We start from the raw sequence: 25,693 nt of genomic DNA, 5'->3' as shown, positions 1-25,693 counted from the left end.
CGGGTCCTACGGCCCGCGGCCGCCTCATGCGTCGACGCGCGCACTGTGGGCCGATCAGAGAGCACTGTCGATCAACCGAAGCGACCGTCAGCGCAGTGCCGACTCCACGTCGTCGCGCGCCTGCTCCGCCGATGCGCGCAGCGCACCCACGTCGGGACCGGCGCGGAGGACGGCCCGACTGCTCGCGGGCAGCACCCACGCCGTGTCGGCACCGTCGAACACCTCGGGGAGATCGCCTGCTGTCGCGCCCTGCGCACCGAGGCCGGGCGCCAGGATGGGCCCGCGCAGGGCTCCCAGGTCAAGACCGTGCGCACGGGTGGCGCCCACCACCAGCCCGACAGTGCCTGTGCCGTCTACGTTCTCGGCGGCGGCGTCGTCGACGACGGACTGACCGACCGTTCGTCCACCGGCGTCGGCGAGCTGGACCGAGGCACCTTCGGGATTCGATGTCCGCGCCAGGACGAACAGGCCCCGCTCCCCTGCCCGAGCGGCATCGACCGCCGGGGCGAGGGATCCGACACCCAGGTACGGCGACACCGTCACGGCGTCGGCGCACAGGGCCGACCTGTCGTCGAGCCATGCGGTGGCATATGCGGCCATCGTGGACCCGATGTCGCCGCGCTTGGCGTCGGCGAGGACCAGGGCCCCGGCCGACTGGCAGCCCCGGATGACCCGTTCGAGCACACCGAATCCGGCCGCGCCGAACACCTCGAAGAACGCCACCTGCGGCTTGATCACGGCCACCACCGGTGCGAGGGCCTCCACGCAGATGTCACCGAACCGACTCAACCCGTCCGCCGAGACCGGCAGACCCCACTGCTCCAACAACTCGGCGTGCGGATCGATGCCGGCGCAGAGCCGGCCACGCTCCCCGACCGCATCGAGGTAGCGGGTCGCGAATCCCGACGTCGAGGCCGTGGTCACCGCCGGTTCACCAGCACAGCGTGCCGCCGCTGCAGCGACTCGACGTTCACCTGACCGTTCATCGCAGCCTCGATACCCTGGACCGCCGCGCTCGCGCCCTGAACCGTCGTGATGCACGGGATGTTGACCGAGACGGCGGCGCTCCGGATCTCGTAGCCGTCGACCCGCGGGCCCGAGTTGCCGTACGGGGTGTTGATCACCATCGCCACCTCCCCCGCACGGATGATGTCGACGATGGTCGGCTCCCCCGACTCGGCCTCGGAGTGCTTGCGCACGGTCCGGCACTCGATGCCGTTGCGCCGCAGCACGTCCGCTGTCCCCTCGGTGGCCAGGATCTCGAACCCGAGATCGGCCATGTGCTTGACCGGGAAGATCAGCGCCCGCTTGTCCTTGTTGGCGACGGACACGAAGATCGCCCCTGACGTGGGCAGCGAGCCGTAGGCGGCGGTCTGCGACTTGGCGAACGCGCGCCCGAAGTCGGCGTCGATGCCCATCACCTCGCCGGTCGATTTCATCTCCGGACTCAGCAGCGAGTCAACGCCGCTGCCGTCGTGGCGTCGGAACCGATTGAAGGGCAGCACCGCCTCCTTCACCGATATCGGTGCGTCCGTTGGCGATTCACCGCCGTCACCGACCGCGTCGAGCAAACCCTGGCCGCGCAACTCCGCGATCGACTCACCGAGCATGACCCGCGCACACGCTTTCGCCAACGACACCGCGGTCGCCTTCGAGACGAAGGGCACGGTACGGCTGGCGCGCGGGTTGGCCTCGAGGACGTACAGCGTGTCGTCCTTCAACGCGTACTGCACGTTCAGCAGACCGCGTACGCCGATGCCCTTGGCCAGCGCCTCGGTGGACGCACGGACCATCGCGATATCGGACCGGCCGAGTGTGACTGGAGGCAACGCGCACGCGGAGTCACCGGAGTGGATCCCAGCTTCCTCGATGTGCTCCATCACGCCCCCGATGTAGACCTCGTCGCCGTCGCACAGTGCGTCGACATCGATCTCCACGGCATCCTCGAGGAAGCGGTCGACCAGCACGGGATGATCCGTGGTCAACTCGGTGGCCCGGGAGATGTAGTCCTCCAAGGACTTCTCGTCGTACACGATCTCCATGCCACGACCGCCCAGGACGTAGGACGGACGCACCAGCACCGGGTAGCCGATCCGCGCCGCGGTCGAGCGTGCCTCGTCGAAGCTGGTCGCGGTGCCGAACGCCGGGGCGGGCAGTCCGGCGGCGGTGAGCACCTTGCCGAACTCACCGCGATCCTCGGCGAGATCGATGGCCTCCGGGCTGGTCCCGACGATCGGGACACCCGCGGCAGCGAGACGGTGGGCCAGGCCAAGCGGCGTCTGCCCGCCGAGCTGGACGATGACGCCTGCCACGGTGCCGGACTGCGACTCCGCGCGGTAGACCTCGAGGACGTCCTCGAAGGTCAACGGTTCGAAGTACAGGCGATCGGCCGTGTCGTAGTCGGTGGAGACCGTCTCCGGGTTGCAGTTGACCATCACGGTCTCGTATCCGGCCTCCGACAGGGTGAGCGCCGCATGCACGCACGAGTAGTCGAACTCGATGCCCTGACCGATGCGGTTGGGACCCGAACCGAGGATCAGCACCTTGGGGCGATCCGGCTGCGGCGCAACCTCACTGGTCGCCGCGGGATCGAGCTCGTATGTGGAGTAGTGGTATGGCGTCTTGGCCTCGAACTCGGCGGCGCAGGTGTCGACGGTCTTGTAGACCGGATGCACGCCCGCGGCGAGACGGAACTCGCGCACCGCCGCCTCGTCGACGAAATCGGCTCGCAGAGCCGCGATCTGGCGATCGGAGAAGCCGCTGCTCTTGGCCTCTCGCAGCAGTCCCTCGTCGAGCGAGGCGGCATCGCGGAGCTCGGCACCGAGCGCGGCGATACCGCCGATCTCGGCCAGGAACCACGGATCGATGGCGGTCGCCGCGTAGAGCTGCTCGACCGAGGCGCCGGCCTCGAAGGCCAGCATCAGCCCGTAGAGCCGCCCGTCCTTGGGCGTCTTCAACGTCTCCAGCAGACCGTCGAGGTCGACGGTCGCGGGATCCGGGCGATTCGGCTCGGTCCAGAATCCGCCCGCCTTCGTCTCCAGCGACCGCATCACCTTGCCCAACGCCTCGGCGAAGCTGCGGCCCAGGGACATCGCCTCGCCCACCGACTTCATCGTCGTGGTCAGGGTGTCGTCGGCGCCGGGGAACTTCTCGAAGGCGAACCGGGGCGCCTTCACCACCACGTAGTCGAGCGTCGGCTCGAAGCAGGCCGGGGTCTCCTTGGTGATGTCGTTGACGATCTCGTCCAGGCTGTAGCCGATGGCGAGTTTCGCGGCGATCTTGGCGATCGGGAAGCCGGTCGCCTTCGAGGCCAGGGCCGACGAGCGGGACACACGCGGATTCATCTCGATGACCACGAGACGGCCGTCGGTGGGGTCCTGCGCGAACTGGATGTTACAACCGCCGGTGTCGACGCCGACCTCTCGCAGAATGTCGATGGAGAGGTCGCGCATGATCTGGTATTCGCGGTCGGTCAGGGTCATCGCCGGCGCGACCGTGACCGAGTCACCGGTGTGCACGCCGACCGGGTCCACGTTCTCGATGGAGCAGACGACCACCACGTTGTCGCGATTGTCGCGCATCAGCTCGAGCTCGTACTCCTTCCAGCCGAGGATGGATTCCTCGATGAGCACGTTGGCGGTCGGTGATGCCGCCAGTCCGCCCCCGGCGATGCGCTCGAGGTCGGCGCGGTCGTAGGCCATGCCGGAACCCAGCCCGCCCATGGTGAACGACGGCCGCACGACGACGGGATAGCCGAGATCGGCGACCGTGTCGTAGACCTCGTCCATCGTGTGGCACACGCGTGAGCGGGCACTCTCGCCACCCACCTTCGCGACGATGTCCTTGAACATCTGCCGATCCTCGCCACGCTGGATGGCATCGAAGTCGGCGCCGATCAGCTCGATGTCGTACTTCTCCAGCGAACCGCGATCATGCAGCGCGACAGCGGTGTTGAGAGCTGTCTGCCCACCGAGGGTCGCGAGCACCGCGTCGATCGGGTGCCCTGCGTCACGTTCGGCCTCGATCACCTTCTCGACATACTCGGCCGTGATCGGCTCGATGTAGGTGGCGTCGGCGAACTCGGGATCGGTCATGATGGTCGCCGGATTCGAGTTGACCAGACTCACCCGCAGGCCTTCGGCCTTCAGGACGCGGCACGCCTGGGTGCCGGAGTAGTCGAACTCGCATGCCTGGCCGATCACGATCGGGCCGGAGCCGATCACCAGGACGTGGGAGATGTCTGTACGGCGCGGCATCAGGCCCTCGTTCCATGTGCGCGGTCACCCTCGAGATGGGTGACGAACTTGTCGAAGAGGTACGCGGCGTCATGGGGACCGGCCGCGGCCTCAGGGTGGTATTGGACCGAGAAGGCCTGTCCGGAGAGCAGTTCCACGCCTTCGACGGTTCCGTCGTTGGCGCACACGTGGCTGACCCGCGCCCGCCCGAAGTCCGTATCGAACTCCTCACCGGCCTCGCCCTCCAGCGCGAAACCATGGTTCTGCGCGGTGATCGACACCTTGCCGGTGACATGGTCGACAACCGGGATGTTGATGCCGCGGTGGCCGAACTTCATCTTGTACGTGTCCCGTCCGAGCGCTCGCCCGAGGATCTGGTTGCCGAAGCAGATCCCGAAGAGTGGCAACCCCTCCCCGAGCACTGCGCGGGTCAACTCGACCATCGCGTCGGCGGTCGCGGGATCGCCCGGGCCGTTCGAGAGGAACACGCCGTCGGGCCGCAGGTCGGTGATCGCGTCGAGACCGATCGTCGACGGCAGGACGTGCACCCGCACGCCACGCTGGGCGAACATCCTGGGCGTGTTGGTCTTGATCCCGAGGTCGAGTGCCGCGACGGTGAATCTGGCCTCGCCGCCGGTGGGTTCCACCACATAGCCGGTGTCGGTGGTGACCTCGCCCGCGAGATCGGCACCCTTCATCTGGGGTTGATCACGCACCCGGGCCACGAGCTCGTCGTCGGCCGACAGGGCTGCACCCGAGAAAACCCCGGCACGCATCGACCCGTGGTCACGGAGAACCCGGACGATGCTGCGCGTGTCGATGCCGGAGATCCCCACGATGCCCTGTCGCCGCAACTCGTCCTCGAGCGAGGTCGTGGCACGCCAGTTCGACACGCGGCGGGTGGGATTGCGCACCGCATACCCTGCCACCCAGATCTTTCCGGTGTCGCCGGACGCCGTATCGCTGCCCGCGCTGCCGGTGCTCTCGCCGTCCTCGTCGTTCCAGCCGGTGTTCCCGATCTGCGGCGCGGTCGCAACCACGATCTGGCGGTGGTAACTCGGGTCGGTCAGGGTCTCTTGATAGCCCGTCATGGCGGTGCAGAACACCGCTTCGCCGAGGGTCTCGCCGGTCGCACCGAACTCCCGGCCACGGAAGACCTGTCCGTTCTCCAGCACCAGAACTGCTGTGCTCATTGATCTTTCCTCTGTTCACTGTCGTCACCGGGCGCGGCGGCGGCATCCGGCGCCGCCGCCGCCGACTCGTGGTCGGCGATCCACCCGGGATAAATGGTCTTGTCGTCGGCTCGGAGCCCTGAGTCGATCTCGGTGCCGCTGGGCAGGACCCATCGGATCACCAGGACTCCGTCTGCGGTCATGACCTTGCCTGCCAGACCGCGTTCGGTGCGGACCGCGGTGATGGACGGTCGAGGGATCCAGATGGCGGAGGCACCCTTCCGGTCGATCAGGATTCCCTCGGGGTAGGCGGAGATCTCGGCCGCGGCACGATCGCCGATGTCGCCGACCGCAACCCGGTCCTGCCAGCTCGGGGCGATGGTGCTGCCCACATAGAGGCCGGTGTCGGGGCCACGTGTGGGCACCGGGAGTCCGGCGGGAACAGCCGGGAGGTCACCGATCAGATCGGCCTGACGGCGCCCCCGGTTCCGCCAGCCACGCAGCACGAGTGCGATCAGACCGAGCCACACGAGCACCACGATCAGCACCACCACGACCTCGAACCCGCTCATCCCACGACCTCACCGTCACGCGCGGTCACCACACCGCGCAGGACCGTCGTGGTCACGGTGGCGGGCATCGTCATCGCCTCGTACGGCGTGTTACGCGACAGGCTGGCCAGACCGTCGCCGTCGACGATCCATGACGTGTCCGGGTCGACCAGTGTGAGGTTGCCGGGCTCGCCGACGGCGATCGGACGGCCTTGATCGGACAGGCCGACGATCTGCGCGGGCCGTTCGCTCATCACCCGCGCGACGCCACGCCAGTCGAGCAGGCCGGGCGTCACCATGGTCTCGACCACGATCGGCAGCGCGGTCTGCAGACCGAGCATGCCGGGGCGGGCCTGCGCGAACTCGCACGCCTTCTCCTGTGCCGCGTGCGGCGCGTGATCGGTGGCGACACAGTCGATCACGCCGTCGGCGAGAGCCTGACGCAGGGCGAGCTTGTCCCGCGATTCCCGCAGCGGCGGGTTGACCTTGTTCACCGGGTCATAGGCTGGGAAACCCGGTCCGCTCGCCGTGCTCTCGGCACCCAGCAGGCGCGAGTCGTCGAGCAGTAGGTGGTGCGGCGTCACCTCGGCGCTGATCGCGATCCCCTGGTCCCGGGCCCAGCGCAGCAGTTCGACGGTGCCCTCGGTCGAGGCATGACAGATGTGGACCCGGGTGCCGGCATCCCGGGCGAGCAGCGCATCCCTGATCACGATGGACTCTTCCGCGGCGCGGGGCCATCCGCTGAGCCCGAGCCGGGCGGCGTTCGGTCCCTCGTGGGCCACCGCACCGACGGTGAGTCGTGGCTCCTCGGCGTGCTGCGCGATGAGCACGTCGAGGCCCTTCGCGTATTCCAGGGCGCGACGCATGAGCAGGGGGTCGTCGACGCATTTCCCGTCGTCGCTGAACATCCGCACACCCGCCGCGCCTGCGGCCATCATGCCCATCTCGGCCAGTTGCGTACCGGCGAGGCCGACGGTGACGGCACCGACCGGGTGGACATCGACCAGTCCGACGTCCCGGCCGGTGCGCCAGACGTTGTCGGTCACGGTCGCGTTGTCGGCGACGGGGTCGGTGTTGGCCATCGCGAACACGGCGGTGTAGCCGCCGAGTGCGGCCGCAGACGAACCGGACCGGATGGTCTCGGTGTCCTCGCGTCCGGGCTCGCGCAGATGGGTGTGCAGGTCGACGAAGCCGGGCAGGACGACGGCTCCGCCGCCGTCGACCCGGTCGACTCCATCCGGTGCGGTCAGGCCGGTGCCGATGTCGGCGATCTCGCCGTCGACGACGAGAACGTCGATCGGGTCGCCCTCCCCGTAGGGCCGGACGTCGGCGATCAGGATCGAACCGGTTGTCGGAGCAGTCACTTCTGCATCTCCACTCGCTGAGCTCCTGGCTTGTTCACTGGGCTCCCGGGCTGTCGGTGCCGACGAGCAGGCGGAAGAGGACCGCCATCCGCACATGCACTCCGTTTCGGACCTGTTCGAGGACCGTTGCGCGCGGCGAGTCGGCGACCGAGTAGCCGATCTCCATACCGCGCAGCATCGGACCGGGGTGCAACACGATCGCGTGATCGGCGAGGAGAGCCATCCGCCGGTCGTTGAGTCCGAAACGCACCGAGTATTCGCGGGCGCTGGGGAAGAACCCGCCGTTCATCCGCTCGGCCTGTACGCGAAGCATCATCACCGCGTCGGCCGCGGCCAGTTCCGCATCCAAGGAGTTCGAGGTGACCACCGGCCAGTCCTCGACGCCGACCGGCAGCAGGGTCTCCGGAGCGACGAGCACGACCTCGGCGCCGAGCGTTGCGAGCAGATGCGCGTTGGAGCGGGCCACCCGGGAGTGCAGCACATCGCCCACGATGGCCACCCGCCGATCCTTGAGCGAGCCGAGCCGCTGACGCAGGGTCAGCGCGTCCAGCAATGCCTGCGTCGGGTGTTCGTGGGTGCCGTCGCCCGCGTTGATGATCGCCGGACCGGTTGTCTCACCGTTGGTCACGCCAGAGGTCCAGGCCGCGATCTGATGCGCGGCACCCGACGCCGGATGACGCACGATCAGCGCATCGGCGCCCAACGCGTGCAGGGTCTTCGCGGTGTCCCGCAACGACTCTCCCTTGCCCGCCGAGGAACTCGACGCGCTCACGTTGATCACATCGGCGCTCATCCACTTGCCCGCGACCTCGAAAGAGACCCGGGTGCGGGTGGAATTCTCGTAGAACACCGTCATCACGGTCCGACCGCGCAGTGTCGGGAGCTTGCGCACCTCACGTCCGGTGAGCGCCTGCTCGAACCGCTCCGCCTCGTCGAGGAGTCCGATCGCCTCGTCTGCCGTCAGATCCTGGGTGGACAGCAGATGTCGCATCAGGCCTCACCTGCTGCCGTCGGCGGCTGGGCCGCGGGTGCCGGACTCAACACGACCTCGTCGATCTCGTCGTGCTCGACGAGATGCACCGAGACGTTCTCGTCTCGCGATGTCGGGATGTTCTTTCCGACGTAGTCGGCGCGCAGCGGCAGTTCCCGGTGCCCGCGATCGACCAGCACGGCCAGTTGAACCGCCGCGGGACGGCCCAGATCGCGCAGCGCGTCGAGGGCGGCGCGCACGGTGCGGCCGGAGAAGAGGACGTCGTCGACCAGGATGACGACCGCGTTGTCCACGCCACCGGCGGGCACCACGGTCCGTTCGAGCGGGCGATGCGGTTTTGCGCGGAGGTCATCCCGGTAGAGCGTGATGTCGAGGTAGCCGACAGGCACGTGGGCGTCCGCGAACTCGTTGATCTTCTCGGCCAGCCGCGAAGCCAGATACGTTCCGCGGGTTGGGATTCCGATGATCACCACCCGAGGGGCGGCCGGCGAGTCGAGCGCCGTCTTCTCGATCACCTCATGGGCGACCCTGGCAATCGTCCGGGCGACGTCGGAAGCGTCGAGCAGAACCCGTCCCACGGATCGGGCACCATCGGTTGGCCGCGCACCATCAGCTGGCATGGTCAAGCCGACCTCCTTCTCCGCCTCGCCGGACGGATCGTTAAAGGATGTCTGTCTCGCGATACTTTACACGCCGCCACCCCGTCGAACCGAGCCGACGAGGTGTGCGCTTGGTCAAACGCCGTCGTTGCGCTCACGTTCGGCGGGTGCGTCGTCGATCGCGCTCCCGGCGGCGGGCGCGGCGCGGACCTGGGGTGCGAGCTCGGCGATCCGCGCCAGCACGCCGTTGACGAAGGCGGGCGAGTCGTCGGTCGAGAGTTCCTTCGCCAACTCCACCGCCTCGTCGACGATCACGATCGGGTCGACATCGGTCGCATTGAAGAGCTCCCACGTCGCCAGCCGGAGGATCGCGCGGTCGACCGCGGGCAACCGCTCCAGCGTCCATCCGCGCAGATGCGAGGACACCACCGCGTCGATCTGCGGCAGGTCGCCTGCCAGACCTTCGATGACGGTCGCGGTGTAGTCATGGATGGTCCCGACGCTCTCGTCGTCGCGGACATAGAGCCGACGCTCGGAGACCAGCTGGGCCGGGCTGACCTTCTTGGCCTCCGCCTCGAACAACAGATCGACCGCGCGACGGCGGGCTTTGTGTCGGGTACCGGGCTGTTTCACGGGAGAATCGTTCGATCAGCCGTTGACGCGGCCGAGGTAGCCGCCGTCTCGGGAGTCGACCTTGAGCTTGTCGCCGGTGTTGATGAACAGCGGGACCTGGATCTCTGCGCCGGTCTCCATGGTTGCCGGCTTGGTGCCGCCGGTCGAGCGGTCGCCCTGCAGTCCCGGGTCGGTCTGCGAGACGATCAGCTCGACCGTGACGGGCAGCTCGACGTAGAGCGGGTTGCCCTCGTGCATGGCCACCTGCACGGTCATGTTCTCCAGCAGGAATCGCGCGCCGTCACCGATGGTGGCGGGCTGCACCGAGATCTGATCGAAGGTCTCGCCGTCCATGAACACGTAGTCGGTGCCGTCGTTGTAGAGGTAGGTCATGTCGCGACGGTCGACGGTCGCGGTCTCCACCTTGACGCCTGCGTTGAAGGTCTTGTCGACGATCTTCCCCGAGAGCACGTTCTTGATCTTGGTGCGGACGAAGGCCGGCCCCTTGCCGGGCTTCACGTGCTGGAACTCCTGGATCTGCCAGAGCTGGTCATCCATGCGCAGCACGAGGCCGTTCTTGAAATCGGCGGTGGTCGCCATGTGGTTCTCTTCCCTGTCTTCTCGGGGTCAACGACCGTCAGATGACGGTGAATGTCTTGTCGGTCGCGGTCAGCAGGTCCGGTGTGTCCCCAGCCGTCTCCATACTCGTGACGACGAGCGTGTCCTCGATCCTGACTCCACCTCGCCCAGGGAGGTAGACGCCGGGCTCCACGGTCACCGCCGCGCCGCAAGGCAGTGTACCCGTCGCCAGCGACCCGATTCCCGGCGCTTCGTGTATCTCCAGCCCGACGCCGTGGCCCAGACCATGGACGTAGTGGTCGCCGTGGCCCGCGTCGGTGATGATCGACCGAGCTGCGGCATCGATGTCGCGCAGGTCCGCGCCCGGATGCAGGGCCGCGCGTCCGGCGGCCTGGGCGGTGGCGACCAGTTCGTAGATCTCGCGTTGCCACTCGGCAGCATGGGACAGCACATAGGTGCGGGTCATGTCCGAGTGATAGCCGCCGACCACCGCTCCGAAGTCGATCTTGACGAAATCGCCGTCGGCCAGGATCGCGTCCGTGGGCCGATGATGTGGAACCGCGGAGTTCGCGCCTGCGGCGACGATGGTCTCGAAGGCGATGTCGTCGGCGCCGAGTGCGTACATCTCCCACTCGAGCGCGCGGGCGACCTCCCGTTCGGAGACGCCTGCGCGGATCACGCCGCGATCGATGATGGCTGCGAGACCCTGATCACCGATCGCACACGCCCGGCGCAGCAGTTCCACCTCGCCCGCGTCCTTGATCTTCCGGAATTCCTGGACCAGCCCGCTGCAGCCGACCAACTCCGCCGACGGGCCGTCCTCCTCGGACATCCGGTCGACGAGGGATCGATGGGTCGCCACCGTCACCGCATCCGCTTCGAAACCGATCGACCTGGCACCCACCCGGCGCGCATGCACCGCGAGTTCGGTCAGTACGTCACGGGCGATCACCGCCTCGAGATCCCCGGCCTGCTCGGCGACCTGGGTGAGATAGCGGCCGTCGGTGCAGATGCGGTCGGCCGCAGCGTCGTCGGCCCAGATCAGCACCGCGCCGTTGGATCCGGTGAACCCCGTGAGATAGCGGACGTTGACGAGATCGGTGACGACCACGGCGTCGGCCGGCTCGTCCAACCGTGCGAGAGCGGTGCGGACACGATCGCGGCGGGCTCGGTAGTCGCTGGTCATGGCATCGGCAGGCATCTGTTCACGCTACCGCGCCGCAGATCTCGGGTCCGCAGACATGTCGTCGCGGGCGGTTGGACGGGGGATGTGTTTTGGAACACGTTCGTCGTTGCGTACCCTGTCGGCTATGTCTTCGTGGTTGCTGCGCGGTGTGGTCATGACCGCCGTTCACGTCATCGCCCGTGTATTGCTCGGTGTGGCCGTGGTCAACGCCCCGCTGCATTCCACCGTCTGGAAGACGATCGCCATCGCCGCGGTCGTGCTCGTGGCGCTCCTCTGGGGTGGCATCGACGGCACTGCGGATGCCCGTGCCAATCCGGATCCGGATGACTACCGGGACCTCACCGTCCGCTGGTTGCAGGCTGGTCTGCTCGCAGGCGTCGTCGCCGGACTGATCTGCTGGATCCTCGGCCGCTTCGTGTTCGCAGGCATCGGCGAGGCCAGTCTCTTCATCGAGCTGATCGCGGGCGGTTCGTTCACCGCGCTGCTGGTGTTCGCCCCCGCGTTCCTCGGTGCTGCCGTCGGCCGATTCCTGGTCCGCCGCGATCAGCGCAAGGGGCAGGAGACCGAGGACGACTGGTCGGTGCACCCCGACCGCGACGGCGAACACGTCGCCGGCTGACCGACTCAGACCACCACCGGACTCAGATCACCGAGAACTCCCCCGGCACGAGCTCGTGCCGGGGGAGTTCTCGGTGGTCCGGTCAGAGAAGCACGCCGCCCGACGGGGCGCCGTCGCCTGCGACGGCCGAGTAGGCAGCCGCGACAAGGCCCGGATCGGGGCCTTCGAGCCGACCGGGCTTGGCCAGACCGTCGAGGACGACGAAGCGCAGGACGCCGGAACGGTTCTTCTTGTCCCCCGACATCGCTTCCAGGAGATCGGGCAGGGCATCGGCGTCATAGCTCGTGGGCAGACCGACCAGCTCCAGCACGCTGCGGTGACGGTCGGCGGTGGCATCGTCGAGCCGGCCGGCCAGCCTCGCCAGCTCCGCGGCGAACACCAGACCCACCGAGACCGCGGCGCCGTGGCGCCAGCGGTAACGCTCGCGCCGCTCGATCGCGTGCCCGAGGGTGTGCCCGTAGTTCAGGATCTCGCGCAGTGACGATTCCTTGAGATCCGCCGAGACCACATCGGCCTTCACCTGGACGGACCGCCTGATCAGTTCCGGCAGCACGTCGCCTGCCGGGTCGATCGCGGCGGCGGGGTCGGCCTCGATGATGTCGAGGATCACCGGGTCGGCGATGAATCCGGTCTTGATCACCTCTGCCAGACCTGCGACGACCTCGTTGCGCGGGACCGTGGCGAGCGTCGCCGTGTCGATCAGGACGGCGTCGGGTTCGTGGAACGAACCGACGAGATTCTTTCCCGCGTCGGTGTTGATCCCGGTCTTGCCCCCGACCGCGGCATCGACCATCGCCAACAGCGTCGTCGGGATGTGGATGACACCGATGCCGCGCATCCAGGTGGCGGCGACGAAGCCGGCGAGATCGGTCGCGGCACCGCCGCCGAGACCGATCACCTTGTCGTTGCGCTTGAGTCCGATCCGGCCGAACACGTCCCAGCAGAAAGCCGCCACTGAGAGATCCTTGCCGGCCTCGGCGTCCGGGATCTCGATCCGGTGGGCATCGAAACCCTTGTCCGCCAAGAATTCCCGGATCTGCTCGGCAGTCTTCGCCAGCGTCGGTTGGTAGAGAATCGCAATCCGGTCGGCTCCGCCGGCCGCGGTGGCGACATCGGCGAGAAGACCTCGCCCGATGACCACGTCGTACGGGTCACCGGCGTTGACGGTGATCGCTATCGGCTCGGTCATGTGGTGGCCGCCCTTTCTGGTACGAGTGCGCGGGCGAGTTCGGCGAGGATCGCGTCCGCCACGTCCCCGGGGTCGCCCGCTGCCGCGTCGACGGTGAATGTGCCCGTGCGGAGGTAGGTCTCGTCTCGTTCGGCGAGCAGTTCGCCGTAGCGCCGGTGCGGATCGTCACCGGCGATGAGCGGACGGTCACTGTCGCGCACCCGCGCGAAACCCTGCTCGGCGTCGATCTTCAGATAGACGACCCGGTGGCCTGCCAGACCGGCCGCGACCGCAGGCGTCATCACCGCACCGCCACCGAGCGCCAGCACACCTCCGTGTGATCCCAGGATCTCGAGGACCACGTCACGTTCGATCTCGCGGAATCGTTCCGCACCGTCCGTGGTGAAGATGTCGGGGATGGTCCGCCCGGTGCTGCGGACCACTTCGGCGTCGGTGTCGAGGAAGTCCACACCGAGCCGGTCGGCCAGGATGCGGCCGACCGTGGACTTGCCCGCGCCCATGAAGCCGATCAGTACCACGACCGGACGACGCTCGGGACGGGTCGTGCTCATCGCTGCGGCGGCCGGGCGTCGATGTGCTTGCGGTAGCCTGCCAAATTCTCCGCGGTCTCGGTCACCGAGTCGCCGCCGAACTTGTCCAGGGCAGCCTGGGCGAGCACCAGTGCGACCATCGCCTCCGCGACCACGCCTGCCGCGGGCACAGCGCACACGTCGGAGCGCTGATGGATCGCAACGGCCTCTTCGCCGGTCGCCATGTCGACGGTGGACAGCGCCCTCGGCACCGTCGAGATCGGCTTCATCGCCACCCGCACGCGCACGTCCTCGCCGTTCGTCATGCCTCCTTCCAGACCACCGGCCCGGTTGGTGGAGCGCAGCACGCCGTCGGGACCCGGCACCATCTCGTCGTGGGCCTGGCTGCCGCGGCGTCGTGCGGTGGTGAAACCGTCGCCGACCTCGACGCCCTTGATCGCCTGGATGCCCATCAGGGCTCCCGCCAGCCTGGCGTCCAGACGGGTCTCACCACTGACGTGGGACCCCAGGCCGATCGGCACCCCGGTGGCGACGACCTCGACGACGCCACCGAGTGTGTCGCCATCCTTCTTCGCGGCCTCGATCTCGTCGATCATCCGCTGCCCGGCGTCCGCGTCGAAGGCGCGGACCGGGCTCTCGTCGATCGCCGGCAGGTCGGTGATGCGGGGGGCGGGACCGTCATAGGGTTCACTCGCGCCGATCGAGATCACATGCGACAGGACGTCGATCCCGAACACCTGCCGCAGGAAGTTGCGGGCGACGGTACCCGCGGCCACCCGTGCCGCCGTCTCCCGCGCGCTGGCACGTTCGAGGACCGGACGCGCGTCGTCGAAGCCGTATTTCAGCATGCCCGAGTAGTCGGCGTGCCCGGGGCGCGGCCGGGTGAGCGGCGCGTTGCGCGCGCTGCCCTCCAGTTCGGCGGGGTCGACCGGGTCGGCGGCCATCACCGTCTCCCACTTCGGCCATTCGGAGTTGGCGATCTCGATGGCGACGGGGCCGCCCATCGTCGCGCCGTGCCGTAACCCGCCGACAAGGGTGATCTTGTCCGCCTCGAACTTCATCCGCGCCCCTCGTCCATAGCCGAGACGACGACGCGCCAGTTGTTCGGCGATGTCGGACGAGGTGATCTCCACTCCGGCCACCATCCCCTCGACAAGGGCGACCAGGGCCGGGCCATGGGATTCTCCGGCGGTTATCCAGCGCAACACAGTGATCAATTGTTCCATGACCTCGTTGTCACCCGACGACCCCACCTCGTAGACCGGGTCATTCGATGCCGAGAGCGCAGAGTGCGGCGGTGACCAGCGCCGGACCGTGTGGTCGACCGGTCTCGCGCGCCGGTCCTCGCAGATGCGCCATGGCGGTGACCACCGCGGCTGACACAACCACCATCAGCCCCGTGCCCACGTCGCCGATCATCCCGCCCACGACGAAGGCGAGCTTGAGATCGCCGCCCCCACATGCGCGGGCGAGCGCCGCCAGCAGGTACGGGGTCGCAGTGGCGAGTGCTGCGGCCAACACCCCGGGGTGTTCGATCGACATGCCGACCGTCGCCGCGACTCCCGGCCAGACGAGCACCGTCGCGATCCGTCCCGTGCGGAGATCGCCCACCGCCACGACCACCAGCCAGATCAGTACCAGAAATGAGCTCATCCGCCGAGAGTGCCGGTCGAGCAGACAAGGGCCGTCGCGTGCGCGACGGCCCTGTGCATGGCTGTCCCCCTGTGGAGCGTCGATCTGCTCCGACGCCCGAACCGTGCTACCGGCGGTCGGTCATCCGGCCGCGCCCAGCGCGGCGGCCATCGCCTCTCGAGGCGCGGGGCGTCCCGTGAACTGCTCGACTTGGCTGAACGCCTGATTGAGCAGCATCACCAGTCCCCCGACAACACGGCCGCCCGCCGTCGAGACCGCCGCCGCCAACGGCGTCGGCCACGGGTGATAGATCACGTCGACGACCCTCGGTGCGGATGCCAGCGAGCCCACGATCGGTGTGGTCGCGCCCGCGGGGACCGTGGAGATCAGAACGCCGGAGGCGGCCGCCGACGCCTCGAGCTCGGAACCGGGCTCGAATGGCAGCATCGCGGTGGTCATGCCCACCGCCCGTCCGAGTTCGATCACCGGTGCGGCCCGGCCGGCGTCGCGCGCAACGACCACGAGGTCGGTGAAGCCGGCATCGGCGAGTGCGGCCACCGTGGGCAGCGCGGTACCGCCGGCACCCACCACGACGGCAGACGCATTGGTCGTGGCGTCGGCGCCCACCTCCCGCAGAGCGCCTGCCATGCCGTCGATGTCGGTGCAGTCGGCGCGCCAGCCGTGCTCGGTATGTACCAGCGTGTTGGCCGACCCGACGAGTTCGGCCCGCGTCGTGCGCTCGTCGGCGAACGCCAGAGCCGCGAGTTTGGCCGGCATCGTCACCGAGAGACCGACGACGTCGGGACCCAGGCCACCCACCAGATCCGGCAACTCCTCGGCAGTGCACTCGATCCGGTCATAGGTCCAGTCCGTCAGACCCAGCGCACGGTAGGCGGCCAGGTGCAGGTCCGGCGATCGGGAATGACCGACCGGCGATCCCAGCACGGCGGCCCGGCGGGCTGTCAGGTCCATCCGATCAGCTGCACCCGGTGCTCAGGAGCTTGTTCTCACAAGCCTTTTCGCGGTTCTGCTGATGTTCTTCGAAGGTGTTCGCGAACAGCGTGGTGCCCTGCCTGTCCACGGTGACGAAGTAGAGCCAGTCACCTGCGGTCGGATGCTCGACGGCACCGAGCGCGCGTTCGCCCACCGCACCGATCGGCGTCACCGGTAGTCCCGTGTTGCGGTAGGTGTTCCACTTGTTGTCGGCCTTGTATGCGTCGCCGTAGACGTCGATGTTCGTCACGTTCGCGGTGTAGTTGGTGGTCGAATCCATCTCCAGCCGTTGGTCTTTGGCCAAGCGATTGAGGATCACCCTTGCCACCTTCGGGAAGTCCTCGGGGTCGGTCACCTCACGTTCGACGACCGATGCCGCCACCAGCGTCTCGTACGGGGTCAGCCCGGAGTCCCGCGTTTCGAGCAGACCCCACTGCTGGAATCGGATCGAGCTCGCGACGATCAGATCGTGCAGGATCTGGGTCGCCGAATGGTTCGGATCGATCGTCTCCCAGGTTCCGGGCGCGATCAGTCCCTCGATCCGCCGGTGATCACCCGTGAGCTGCTCGACGGTGGGGCGAGCCCACGCGGGCACCCCGAGCTGCTCCGGTGTCGACTCGGCCGCCGCTTTCTCGAGTTGTCCGACGTCCGCACCGACACGCTGACCGTTCACGGTCACCGCCGTGGCGTCGGAGATCATCTGGAAGATTCCCGGTGTGGTCTTGCCGTCGACGCCCTTCTTGTTGTCGAGCTGCAGCCCTTCGGGCACCACCACTCGGCCGACCCGGTGCTCGTTGTCGTCGGTCATCATCGCGACCGCGGTGGATGCGGGGATCTGGGTTCGGAGCTTGTAGTAGCCGCCCGACATGGCCTGCCCGCCTGCGGCGTCGAGGAACGCGTTGACGCTGCCGACGACATCGTCCTTCTCCAGGATCCGGCCGAAGTCCATCAGCGTCGAGTTCTGCGGGATGTCGACGATCACATCGGCCGTACCTGCCGCATCGGAGTAGTCCTTGTGATTCTCGAAGACCCCGAGCGAGCGCAGACCGACGAATCCGACCCCGGCGACCAGGACCAGCATGCAGGCCATCACGAGCGCGAGGACGACGCGCCGTCGCGTGCGATTCGGCGAGCCGACCTTCTCCCGACGGGGACGTCTGCCTTTCGGGCGCCCTGCGCCGCGCTCCCGCCGCAGGCGCCGACGACCGCGATCGGCGACGTCGTCGGCGTCGTCGGCGGTCGCGTCGAGCGGATCGTCCTCGCTGTCGAGGAAGTGTGTACGCGGCGCTTGGGGCTCGATCGTCTGCGGGCGCACCCGGTGCGGAACTGCGCTGCGCAGCGGGTCGCTGTACTCACCCGACGAGAGCGTCAGGGGCTGGTCCGGATCGACGTGGTCCGCGGACGGGTTCGGCTCTGGAGGGATCTGCTCGGGAGGGATCCGCTCGGGAGGCATCCGCTCGGGTCGGCTCGGTGGCGGCGGCGCGCTCGGCGCCCGTCGCCGGGCCTCTGGAGCGACGCGCTGCGCACCGGTCCGCGGCGCAGCGGGAGGTGGCGGGCTCGGCGCCGGTGGAGTGCTGGGCATCGGAGCGCTGGGCATTGGACCACTGGGCATCGGACCACTGGGCATCGGCGGCGCGCCGGGAGGAGGCGGTTGAGCACCCGCGGGTCGGTTCGGCGGGTGCGCGGCCTGCGCAGATCGCGCGACCTCCCGCTCGTCCGACTCCACGGCCCTGCGGCGGCGATGACGCGTCGAGGGCTTGCCGTCGGCGGGTTGCGTGAAATACCGCAGTCGCTCGAGATCGAGCTGCTCGGTTGGCTGTTCGGAGATGTCGTGACGCCGCTGTCGCGGTCGATGCTGGTGCTCGTCGGTCACCGAATGATTCCTCTCCGGTTCCGGCGAAAGTCGTCTGAATTGTAGCGCCGATTCGCGATCGCGAATTGCGCTGTGCTGTGGGGACGGACGGATCCAGAACTCATCGTCGCGTATCCAGCCACCCCTGCAGAATAGCGACCGCGGCCGCTTGATCAATCACGGCGCGCGAGGATTTCGCTTTCACCCCGCTCGCACGCAGCGCCTGGGTAGCAGTCACCGTGGTCAGGCGTTCGTCGTGATATTCGACACCGACCGGGCTGATACGGGCTGCGAGCTGATCACCGAACTCACGTGCCAGCCCGGCCGCCTTCCCGTCCTCGTTGCGCAATGTCCTGGGTAGACCGACCACCACGCCGACTGCGTCGTACTCGGCCACGATGGCGGCGATTCGTTCGAGGTCCGCTCTGCCGCCGGGGGTCCGCCGGACGGTCTCGACGGGTGTCGCGAGAATGCCATCCGGATCACACACCGCGACACCGATGCGGACCGATCCGACATCGACGCCGATGCGACGTCCGCGGGTCGCCGTCATCGGTCCCGGACGAGTTCGCGCAGACGGGTCATCGCGGCGTCGACGCCGGTGACGTCGGTACCGGATCCCTGCGCGAGATCGGGTTTTCCGCCACCGCGGCCGCCGACCAGTCCGGCGACCTCCTTGACGATGTCACCGGCCTTGACGCCGAGTCCGCGAGCGGCATCGGTCGTGGCCACGACGAATGGCACCTTGGTGGTCTCGCCATCGGTGGTCGACGAGAAGAGCGCGATCACCGCCGGCCGGTCGGCGACCTTGCCACGCAGATCCGTTGCGAGCGAACGCAACCCGTTGGCGTCGAGCCCGTCGGGCAGGCGCCCACCGACGATCAGCGTCGAACCCACCGTGACGGCGGAGTCGATCAGTCCGCCTGCTGCTGCGCGAGCCGAATCCGCCCGCAACCGTTCGACCTGCTTCTCCGCGTCGCGCAGCCGGTTCACCAGTTGCTCGACGCGACCCGGCACCTCATCGGAGGGCACCTTGAGTGACGATGCGAGACCGGCCAGCAGCGCCCGCTCCTTGGACAGGAACCGGAACGAGTCCATGCCGACGTAGGCCTCCACGCGCCGGACACCCGATCCGACCGACGATTCACCGATCACCGTGACCGGACCGATCTGCGACGACGCCGCGACATGCGTTCCGCCGCACAGCTCCATGGAGAACGGGCCACCGATCTCGACGACGCGGACCACGTCGCCGTAGTTCTCACCGAACAGCGCCAGCGCTCCCATCTGCTTCGCCTCGGTCAGCCCCGTCTCGAAGGTGTGCACCGGATAGTTGGCCTCGACCGCCGCATTGCTGATCTCCTCGATCTCACGACGCTGGCTCTCCGACAACGGCTTCCCGGAGTGGAAGTCGAATCGCAGATAGCCGGGCCGGTTCAGCGAACCGGCCTGCGTCGCGGTCGGCCCGAGTACCTCGCGCAGTGCGGCGTGCACCATGTGAGTTCCCGAATGTCCCTGTGTCGCACCGTGCCGCCACGCCTGGTCGACCGACGCGATGACCTCGTCGCCCTCGGCGATCTCACCCTCGTCGACGGTCACCTTGTGCAGCCACACGGACTTGCCGGCCTTCTGGACGTCGGTGATGCGCAGGCGCACACCGTCGCCGGTCGTGATCGTCCCGACATCGGCCATCTGACCGCCGGATTCGGCGTAGAGCGGACTGCGGTCGAGTACCACGACCAATTCCTGCCCCGACGACGCGCTGCGCACCCGGGTGCCGTCGGACACGAGCCCGAGAACCTTTGCCTCCGAGACGAGTTCGTCGAACCCGGTGAATGTGGTCGGCCCACGGTCGAGGAACTCGCGATACACCGACAGGTCGGCGTGACCGGTCTTGCGGGCGGTCGCATCGGCCTTGGCGCGCTGCTTCTGCTCGGCCATCAGCGCGGTGAAACCCTGCTGGTCCACCGACAACCCGGCCTCGGCGGCCATCTCCAGGGTCAGGTCGATCGGGAAGCCGTAGGTGTCGTGCAAGGTGAACGCGTCGTCACCGCTGATCGTGGTGTTCTCGGACGCCTTGGTGGCCTGCGCGGCATCGGCGAAGAGCTTGGAACCGGCGGCCAACGTCTTGCTGAACGACGCCTCCTCACCGATCGCGACGTCGACGATGTGCGTGCGCTGCTCGGCGAGGTTCGGGTATGAGGGAGACATGGTGTCGACGACGAGGTTGATGAAGTCCCCCATCGTCGGCTGATCGGCTCCGAGGAGACGTACCGACCGGACCACCCGCCGCAGCAGGCGGCGCAGGACGTAACCTCGTCCGTCGTTGCCGGGCAGGACGCCATCGCCGATGAGTAGGGTCGCGGTGCGGGCGTGGTCGGCGATCACGCGGAACCGGACGTCGTCGTCGTGATTGCCTGCGCCGTATGCGCGGCCGGTCAGTCGGGCCGCGAGGTCGATGATCGGCTTGCACAGGTCGGTCTCGTAGACGTTGTCGACGCCCTGCAGGATGCAGGCGACACGCTCGATGCCCATGCCGGTGTCGATGTTCTTCTTCGGCAGCGGACCGAGGATCTCGTAGCCGTCCTTGCCGCCACCGGGGCCCCGCACGTTCTGCATGAACACGAGATTCCAGATCTCGATGTAGCGGTCCTCGTCGGCCTCGGGCCCGCCTTCCTCGCCGTAGGCCGGACCGCGGTCGTAGAAGATCTCCGAGCACGGGCCGCAGGGGCCCGGGACACCCATCGACCAGTAGTTGTCCTTCAGACCGCGCCGCTGGATGCGCTCGGCGGGGACGCCGATCTCGTCGCGCCAGATGGCCTCGGCCTCGTCGTCGTCGAGGTAGACCGTCGGCCACAGTTTGTCGGCCTCGATCCCGTATCCGCCGTCGGCGACGCTGTTGGTGAGCAACGTCCACGCGAAGCCGATCGCCTCGCGCTTGAAGTAGTCGCCGAACGAGAAGTTGCCCGCCATCTGGAAGAACGTGTTGTGACGCGTCGTGATGCCGACCTCGTCGATGTCGAGGGTGCGCACGCATTTCTGCACGCTCGTCGCGCGGTCGAAGGGTGGGGTCTGCTCACCCAGGAAGTAAGGCTTGAACGGCACCATTCCGGCGTTGACGAACAGCAGGTTGGGGTCATCGAGGATCAGCGAGGCGCTCGGGACCTCGGTGTGGCCCGCCTTGATGAAGTGATCCAGGAAGCGCTGCCGGATGTCATGCGTCTGCAACTGAGTTCGTCCTTGGTGAGTGGTCGGTCTGGCATCTGGTCGTCCGGACCGGCGTCGTGACCGGTCTGCGACTCTCCAGACTACCGCCGAGGTGGGAGCGCGTACGTGTCCGGCATCGTGTCGGAGCCCGGTGGCAGACTCGTCGACCATGTCGACCGACCATCAATACGCACTCACGACCACCTGGACCGGCAACCGTGGCCCGGGAACAACCGGGTATCGCGACTACGACCGCGACACGGTCGTTGCCATGCCGGGAAAGCCTGCGCTTCTCGGTTCCGCCGATGCCGCGTTCCGCGGCGACCGTGGGCGCTGGAACCCGGAGGACATGCTGCTGGCGGCGCTCTCCCAGTGCCACCTGCTCTCCTACCTGCATGCCTGCGTGGCCCGCGGTGTCGTCGTCACCGCGTACGTCGACGACGCGCACGCGGTCATGGCACAGGACGGCAATGGTGGGCACTTCGTGAGCGCCACGCTGCGTCCGCGGGTCACCGTCGCGGACGGGTCGATGGTCGACGATGCGATCGCTGCCCATGACGACGCCCACGAGTGGTGCTTCATCGCGAACTCGGTGAACTTCCCCGTCCGCCACGAGACCGTGGTCGAGATCGGCTGACCGCCTGGAAGGTCTACCGTCGCCGCGAACGGGCAACCGCGGCCCGCACGATGGACCGCAACTTGCCCAGCCGGGCGCCGATCTCTCGTTCGAACCCGTGATCGGTCGGCTGGTAGTAGTCGACCCCGATCAGTTCGTCGGGCGCGTACTGCTGGGCCACCACACCGTCCGGATCGTCGTGCGGGTACCGATAGCCGATGCCGCTGCCCAGACCTTTGGCCCCGGCGTAGTGGCTGTCTCGAAGATGCGCGGGAACCGCCCCCGACTTCCCGGCCTCGACATCGGCGATCGCGGCGCCGATCGCCGAGACCACTCCGCCCGACTTCGGGGCGGTCGCCAGGTGGATGGTGGCCTGGGTGAGGGCCAGTTTTGCCTCCGGCATCCCGACCAGAGCCACCACCTGGGCGGCGGCCACGGCCGTCTGCAGGGCCGTCGGGTCGGCCATGCCGATGTCCTCGCTGGCATGGATCATCAGGCGACGGGCGATGAATCGGGGGTCCTCGCCCGCGACGATCATCCGAGCCAGGTAGTGCAGCGCGGCATCGACATCCGAGCCGCGGATGGACTTGATGAATGCGCTGGTCACGTCGTAGTGCTGGTCGCCGTCACGGTCATAGCGCACCGCGGCGCGATCGATGGCCGCCTCCACCTCGGTCACGTCGAGCACCCGACGGTGGCCGTCGGCTCCCGAGGCATCCTCGTCGTCGCCGCGCAACGCCGCATCCGCGCTCGCCTCCAGGCCGGTCAGGGCCCGACGGGCGTCGCCACCGGCCACCGCGACGAGGTGGTCCATGGCCGCGTCACTGACCTCGACCCGCCCGTCGAGACCGCGCGGGTCGGCCACGGCACGGCGCAGCACCTCGCGGATGTCGTCGTCGGAGAGCGATCGCAGCTGCAGCACCAGTGACCGCGACAGCAACGGCGCGACCACCGAGAACGACGGGTTCTCCGTGGTCGCCGCCACCAGCAGCACGATGCGGTTCTCCACCGCGTCCAGCAACGCGTCCTGCTGCGTCTTGCTGAACCGATGCACCTCGTCGATGAACAGCACGGTCTGCTGCCCCTCGATCAACCGGCGCCGCGCGACGTCGATGACGGCACGCACCTCCTTCACGCCGGCCGACAGTGCCGAGAGCGCCTCGAACCGACCTCCCGTGGCCCGGGAGATCAGGGCGGCCATCGTCGTCTTGCCGGTACCGGGCGGGCCGTAGAGCATCACTGATGCCGCACCGGAGCCGTTGATGAGGCGTCGCAACGGCGACCCGGGGCCCAGCAGATGCTGCTGGCCGACGATCTCCTCGAGCGACTCCGGGCGCATCCGCACCGCCAACGGTGCGTGCGCGCCGGGAGGTGACGCGAGGCCGCCCGAACCGGGACCCGGGGCGCCTGTCGGTGGGTCGAACAGCCCTTCCACGGCGCGCCGTCAGGTGAGCCAGGTGCGCTGCAGCGCGGCACCGAGCCGGGACGCGAACTCGGCGATCTCCGCTTCGCCTGCCCGGACCGCCGCGGCCGACAGATCCGCCCAGCGCGCGACGACGACGCGGGGATCGTTGGTGTGCAGCGCCCAGTCGTGGGTCTGACCGGCGTGACCGGGACGTCGGTCCTCGACGGTCGCGGCTGCATCGTCGGGCAGCATCCACACAGTCGACAGCCACGTCCACAACAGCCGGGCGGTGGTGATCTTGCGGGTCGCCTCACCGTCGTGACCGAGGCCCGGCCAGATGGGATAGACCTCCGATCGCCAGGCGTCGACCATCGCGATCTCGAGGTCGGCGCGGTGGTCGACGTTGACGTGCGACAACTGTGCACCGAAGGTGACCAGGGCATACGCGATGTCGAGAGTGGCGTCGCGGAAACCGCCCCACTCGTAGTCCATGAACTGCACGCCCTCGTCGTTGAGCAGGATGTTCTCCGCGCCGACGTCCGACGGGCTGAAGGCCCGGTGATCACCGTCGGCGAACAGTCCACAGGCGATCATCAGTCGTTTCGCGACGTCATCGGGCAGTTCGACACCGAGGCTCTCGGTCAGGGCCGGCGCGTCCTCGACCGCCCGCGCGGCGGCCTCGCCGAGGACATCAACGTCATCGGTGCCGTTCGCCCCACGCCGCAGAATGGCGAGGAAGTCGATCTCACCGCCGACCGTCGCCGCGTGCATACGACCGAGTGCCTGCCCCCAGGCACTGACGGCGTGCGAGGTCTCGACGACGTCGGTGCCCGACAACAGCGAGGTCAGTGATCGCCCGTGCCCGAGGTCGGTGAGCACGAGGACCCGTACGTCGGGGTCCGACGCGATGAGCTGTGGTCCCGGACGGGACTCGGTTGGCAGCGCGGTGGCGTACTTGTAGGAGGCGAGTTCGCGATGGAAGGCGCGGGGGTCCTCGTCGGCGGGCAATGCCTTGATCACCAGGGTGCGATCCATCGACAGAGGATTGACCGCCACCCGCGCCCGCACCACGACGGTGCGACCACTGCCCCCGAGGTCTTCGGGGTCTGCGAGGGTGACGGGGGAACCGGCCCGATGCGAGAGAACCGCCTCGGCCGCGCGCACCACACCGGCGATGCGACTCTCAGTGATTACCGTCATGTCACCCACCAACCTACCCAATCGCCGATCACGGCGTCACGACTCTTCATCCATCTGCAATGCATTTGCCACTGGTAAACCGCGCCCACCTCGGCAGATGTCAGATCCCGTCTCGCACAACAAGGGTCAGGTCGAGGTCCAGCCCGACGCCGGTGCGTGTCATCCGGTCGGGTGAACCGGCCCGAATCGCCCGGTGAGGCTAGTCGGCGTTCGTTCTCGACGACCCCTCGGTGATCTCGGACACATCGTCGGCACCGATCGGGCTGACGTCCACCGACACATCGATCCGGCTCTTCTTCGACTCCGTGTAGATGACCCCGCGCAACGGCGGGACGTCGTCGTAGTCGCGACCCCACGCCACTGTCACGTGTCGTTCGTCGACGAGCTTGTCGTTGGTCGGGTCGAAGGCCAGCCAACGGTCACCGGGCAGCCACACGGCCGCCCACGCGTGGCTCGCGTCCGCGCCGAAGATCCGTTCCCGGCCCGGCGGTGGATCGGTGGCCAGATAGCCCGACTCGTAACGCGCTGCGAGCCCGACCGAGCGCAGGCAGGCGATGGCGACGCGGGCGAAGTCCTGACAGACCCCCATACGCCGTTCCAGGACGGTGTCCACGCGGGTGCTGATCGCTGTCGATCCCGATTTGTAGGTGAAGTCCCGGAAGATCCGCGAGGTCAGGTCTGTGACGGCCTCGATCAGCGGCCGGCCGGGCCGGAACACCTCAGCCGCGTAACCGGCCACCGCAGGCGTGATCTCCGGAGGCGTGAGGTCGAGGAGGAACTCGACCGCACCGGCACCCGCGGGACCGATCGACGACGGGCGGGCCTGCTCCCACGGACCGAGTGCCGCAGGCGAGAGGAGCATCCCCGGGTCGGGTGGATCGACCTCGACGACCGAGGTCGCGGTGACGACCAGCTCGTCGTGGTTGGACCGGACATGGAAGTACGAATCAGCGTTGCCGTAGACATCGACCCCGGTGGACCAGTCGTCGGGCTCGGGTTCGATGGTCACCCCGGCCGACAGCACCCGCTGGTGCGGCAACTCGCGAGGGGTGAGGTAGCAGCGACCGTATGACGACGAGACCACGTCGTCGTAGGTGTACGACGTGCGATGCATGACCCGGTAGCGACGCCGGTGACCATCGATGACGTCGCCACTTTCCG

At 68.2% G+C, this 25,693-nt stretch carries 23 protein-coding genes; 2 read left to right on the top strand and 21 right to left on the bottom strand.

Annotated elements, in window-relative coordinates:
- Nucleotides 1-87: 87 nt before the first annotated feature.
- The 10 genes from pyrF to IDF66_RS20195 form a co-directional block, all read right to left on the bottom strand.
- Nucleotides 88-924, bottom strand: a complete 837-nt coding sequence (pyrF, locus tag IDF66_RS20240; protein WP_190268334.1) for an orotidine-5'-phosphate decarboxylase — start codon at nt 922-924, stop codon at nt 88-90.
- A complete protein-coding gene (gene carB, locus IDF66_RS20235) occupies nt 921-4,256 on the bottom strand; it encodes a carbamoyl-phosphate synthase large subunit (protein ID WP_190268333.1) in 3,336 nt (1,111 codons plus the stop codon). The genes pyrF and carB overlap by 4 nt, the downstream gene beginning before the upstream one ends.
- Complete coding sequence (carA, locus tag IDF66_RS20230) at nt 4,256-5,428, bottom strand: glutamine-hydrolyzing carbamoyl-phosphate synthase small subunit (RefSeq protein WP_190268332.1); 1,173 nt, start codon at nt 5,426-5,428, stop codon at nt 4,256-4,258. Before carA ends, carB begins: the two co-directional genes overlap by 1 nt.
- Nucleotides 5,425-5,979: a PH-like domain-containing protein gene (locus tag IDF66_RS20225; RefSeq protein ID WP_190268331.1), complete on the bottom strand. Its 555-nt coding sequence runs from the start codon at nt 5,977-5,979 to the stop codon at nt 5,425-5,427. Before IDF66_RS20225 ends, carA begins: the two co-directional genes overlap by 4 nt.
- A complete protein-coding gene (locus IDF66_RS20220; RefSeq protein ID WP_317628787.1) occupies nt 5,976-7,322 on the bottom strand; it encodes a dihydroorotase in 1,347 nt (448 codons plus the stop codon). The genes IDF66_RS20225 and IDF66_RS20220 overlap by 4 nt, the downstream gene beginning before the upstream one ends.
- 34 nt (nt 7,323-7,356) lie before the next feature.
- Nucleotides 7,357-8,313 carry an aspartate carbamoyltransferase catalytic subunit gene (locus tag IDF66_RS20215; protein WP_190268329.1) on the bottom strand — a complete coding sequence of 319 codons (957 nt, stop codon included), beginning with the start codon at nt 8,311-8,313 and terminating at the stop codon, nt 7,357-7,359.
- Entirely contained in the window at nt 8,313-8,933 is a 621-nt protein-coding gene (gene pyrR / locus IDF66_RS20210) for a bifunctional pyr operon transcriptional regulator/uracil phosphoribosyltransferase PyrR (protein ID WP_190268402.1), read from the bottom strand. The genes IDF66_RS20215 and pyrR overlap by 1 nt, the downstream gene beginning before the upstream one ends.
- A 114-nt stretch (nt 8,934-9,047) precedes the next feature.
- On the bottom strand, nt 9,048-9,545 hold the full coding sequence (nusB, locus tag IDF66_RS20205; RefSeq protein WP_190268328.1) for a transcription antitermination factor NusB: 498 nt from the start codon (nt 9,543-9,545) through the stop codon (nt 9,048-9,050).
- Between the two features lie 15 nt (nt 9,546-9,560).
- A complete protein-coding gene (efp, locus tag IDF66_RS20200; protein ID WP_164307950.1) occupies nt 9,561-10,124 on the bottom strand; it encodes an elongation factor P in 564 nt (187 codons plus the stop codon).
- 37 nt (nt 10,125-10,161) lie between these two features.
- Entirely contained in the window at nt 10,162-11,304 is a 1,143-nt protein-coding gene (locus tag IDF66_RS20195; RefSeq protein WP_190268327.1) for a M24 family metallopeptidase, read from the bottom strand.
- Nucleotides 11,305-11,413: 109 nt separating this feature from the next.
- Between IDF66_RS20195 and IDF66_RS20190 the strand changes: the two genes are divergently transcribed.
- Entirely contained in the window at nt 11,414-11,908 is a 495-nt protein-coding gene (locus IDF66_RS20190; protein ID WP_164307952.1) for a B-4DMT family transporter, read from the top strand.
- Nucleotides 11,909-11,990: 82 nt separating this feature from the next.
- Here IDF66_RS20190 and aroB read toward each other — a convergent pair whose 3' ends face one another.
- The 8 genes from aroB to alaS form a co-directional block, all read right to left on the bottom strand.
- The gene (gene aroB / locus IDF66_RS20185; protein WP_190268326.1) at nt 11,991-13,097 is read right to left on the bottom strand and encodes a 3-dehydroquinate synthase; all 1,107 of its coding nucleotides are present in this window, start codon (nt 13,095-13,097) and stop codon (nt 11,991-11,993) included.
- Nucleotides 13,094-13,648: a shikimate kinase gene (locus IDF66_RS20180; RefSeq protein WP_164307954.1), complete on the bottom strand. Its 555-nt coding sequence runs from the start codon at nt 13,646-13,648 to the stop codon at nt 13,094-13,096. The genes aroB and IDF66_RS20180 overlap by 4 nt, the downstream gene beginning before the upstream one ends.
- The gene (aroC, locus tag IDF66_RS20175) at nt 13,645-14,853 is read right to left on the bottom strand and encodes a chorismate synthase (protein ID WP_164307955.1); all 1,209 of its coding nucleotides are present in this window, start codon (nt 14,851-14,853) and stop codon (nt 13,645-13,647) included. Before aroC ends, IDF66_RS20180 begins: the two co-directional genes overlap by 4 nt.
- A 40-nt stretch (nt 14,854-14,893) precedes the next feature.
- Entirely contained in the window at nt 14,894-15,280 is a 387-nt protein-coding gene (locus IDF66_RS20170; RefSeq protein ID WP_190268325.1) for a prepilin peptidase, read from the bottom strand.
- 120 nt (nt 15,281-15,400) lie between these two features.
- Nucleotides 15,401-16,231 (bottom strand): shikimate dehydrogenase, encoded by an 831-nt coding sequence (locus IDF66_RS20165; RefSeq protein ID WP_190268324.1) that lies wholly within the window; start codon nt 16,229-16,231, stop codon nt 15,401-15,403.
- Nucleotides 16,232-16,235: 4 nt separating this feature from the next.
- The gene (locus IDF66_RS20160; RefSeq protein WP_317628785.1) at nt 16,236-18,125 is read right to left on the bottom strand and encodes an endolytic transglycosylase MltG; all 1,890 of its coding nucleotides are present in this window, start codon (nt 18,123-18,125) and stop codon (nt 16,236-16,238) included.
- 100 nt (nt 18,126-18,225) lie between these two features.
- Nucleotides 18,226-18,657 (bottom strand): Holliday junction resolvase RuvX, encoded by a 432-nt coding sequence (gene ruvX, locus IDF66_RS20155; RefSeq protein WP_190268323.1) that lies wholly within the window; start codon nt 18,655-18,657, stop codon nt 18,226-18,228.
- Nucleotides 18,654-21,332: an alanine--tRNA ligase gene (alaS, locus tag IDF66_RS20150; RefSeq protein ID WP_190268322.1), complete on the bottom strand. Its 2,679-nt coding sequence runs from the start codon at nt 21,330-21,332 to the stop codon at nt 18,654-18,656. Before alaS ends, ruvX begins: the two co-directional genes overlap by 4 nt.
- Before the next feature lie 148 nt (nt 21,333-21,480).
- Between alaS and IDF66_RS20145 the strand changes: the two genes are divergently transcribed.
- Entirely contained in the window at nt 21,481-21,948 is a 468-nt protein-coding gene (locus IDF66_RS20145; protein ID WP_164307960.1) for an OsmC family protein, read from the top strand.
- 13 nt (nt 21,949-21,961) lie between these two features.
- Here the strand turns inward: IDF66_RS20145 and IDF66_RS20140 are convergent, their stop codons facing one another.
- The 3 genes from IDF66_RS20140 to IDF66_RS20130 form a co-directional block, all read right to left on the bottom strand.
- Complete coding sequence (locus tag IDF66_RS20140) at nt 21,962-23,362, bottom strand: replication-associated recombination protein A (RefSeq protein WP_164307961.1); 1,401 nt, start codon at nt 23,360-23,362, stop codon at nt 21,962-21,964.
- Nucleotides 23,363-23,371: 9 nt separating this feature from the next.
- A complete protein-coding gene (locus tag IDF66_RS20135; RefSeq protein WP_164307962.1) occupies nt 23,372-24,532 on the bottom strand; it encodes a hypothetical protein in 1,161 nt (386 codons plus the stop codon).
- Nucleotides 24,533-24,731: 199 nt separating this feature from the next.
- Nucleotides 24,732-25,646: a transglutaminase family protein gene (locus IDF66_RS20130; RefSeq protein ID WP_223309930.1), complete on the bottom strand. Its 915-nt coding sequence runs from the start codon at nt 25,644-25,646 to the stop codon at nt 24,732-24,734.
- Between the last annotated feature and the right edge of the window lie 47 nt (nt 25,647-25,693).

The sequence above is a fragment of the Gordonia hankookensis genome (genome assembly GCF_014673215.1).
GTDB lineage: Bacteria > Actinomycetota > Actinomycetes > Mycobacteriales > Mycobacteriaceae > Gordonia > Gordonia hankookensis.
Note: the sequence above shows the minus strand (reverse complement) of the source record. Positions and strands in the feature narration are given on the sequence as shown.

Excerpts from the sequence above, each read along its gene's own strand:
- carA (WP_190268332.1), bottom strand. The coding sequence starts at position 5,428 with ATGAGCACAGCAGTTCTGGTGCTGGAGAACGGACAGGTCTTCCGTGGC.
- IDF66_RS20195 (WP_190268327.1), bottom strand. The coding sequence starts at position 11,304 with ATGCCTGCCGATGCCATGACCAGCGACTACCGAGCCCGCCGCGATCGT.
- IDF66_RS20170 (WP_190268325.1), bottom strand. The coding sequence starts at position 15,280 with ATGAGCTCATTTCTGGTACTGATCTGGCTGGTGGTCGTGGCGGTGGGC.
- IDF66_RS20145 (WP_164307960.1), top strand. The coding sequence starts at position 21,481 with ATGTCGACCGACCATCAATACGCACTCACGACCACCTGGACCGGCAAC.
- carB (WP_190268333.1), bottom strand. The coding sequence starts at position 4,256 with ATGCCGCGCCGTACAGACATCTCCCACGTCCTGGTGATCGGCTCCGGC.
- IDF66_RS20225 (WP_190268331.1), bottom strand. The coding sequence starts at position 5,979 with ATGAGCGGGTTCGAGGTCGTGGTGGTGCTGATCGTGGTGCTCGTGTGG.
- IDF66_RS20130 (WP_223309930.1), bottom strand. The coding sequence starts at position 25,646 with ATGCATCGCACGTCGTACACCTACGACGACGTGGTCTCGTCGTCATAC.
- ruvX (WP_190268323.1), bottom strand. The coding sequence starts at position 18,657 with ATGACGGCGACCCGCGGACGTCGCATCGGCGTCGATGTCGGATCGGTC.
- aroC (WP_164307955.1), bottom strand. The coding sequence starts at position 14,853 with ATGGAACAATTGATCACTGTGTTGCGCTGGATAACCGCCGGAGAATCC.
- IDF66_RS20165 (WP_190268324.1), bottom strand. The coding sequence starts at position 16,231 with ATGGACCTGACAGCCCGCCGGGCCGCCGTGCTGGGATCGCCGGTCGGT.
- pyrR (WP_190268402.1), bottom strand. The coding sequence starts at position 8,933 with ATGCCAGCTGATGGTGCGCGGCCAACCGATGGTGCCCGATCCGTGGGA.
- IDF66_RS20180 (WP_164307954.1), bottom strand. The coding sequence starts at position 13,648 with ATGAGCACGACCCGTCCCGAGCGTCGTCCGGTCGTGGTACTGATCGGC.
- IDF66_RS20215 (WP_190268329.1), bottom strand. The coding sequence starts at position 8,313 with ATGCGACATCTGCTGTCCACCCAGGATCTGACGGCAGACGAGGCGATC.
- IDF66_RS20190 (WP_164307952.1), top strand. The coding sequence starts at position 11,414 with ATGTCTTCGTGGTTGCTGCGCGGTGTGGTCATGACCGCCGTTCACGTC.
- aroB (WP_190268326.1), bottom strand. The coding sequence starts at position 13,097 with ATGACCGAGCCGATAGCGATCACCGTCAACGCCGGTGACCCGTACGAC.
- efp (WP_164307950.1), bottom strand. The coding sequence starts at position 10,124 with ATGGCGACCACCGCCGATTTCAAGAACGGCCTCGTGCTGCGCATGGAT.
- IDF66_RS20135 (WP_164307962.1), bottom strand. The coding sequence starts at position 24,532 with ATGACGGTAATCACTGAGAGTCGCATCGCCGGTGTGGTGCGCGCGGCC.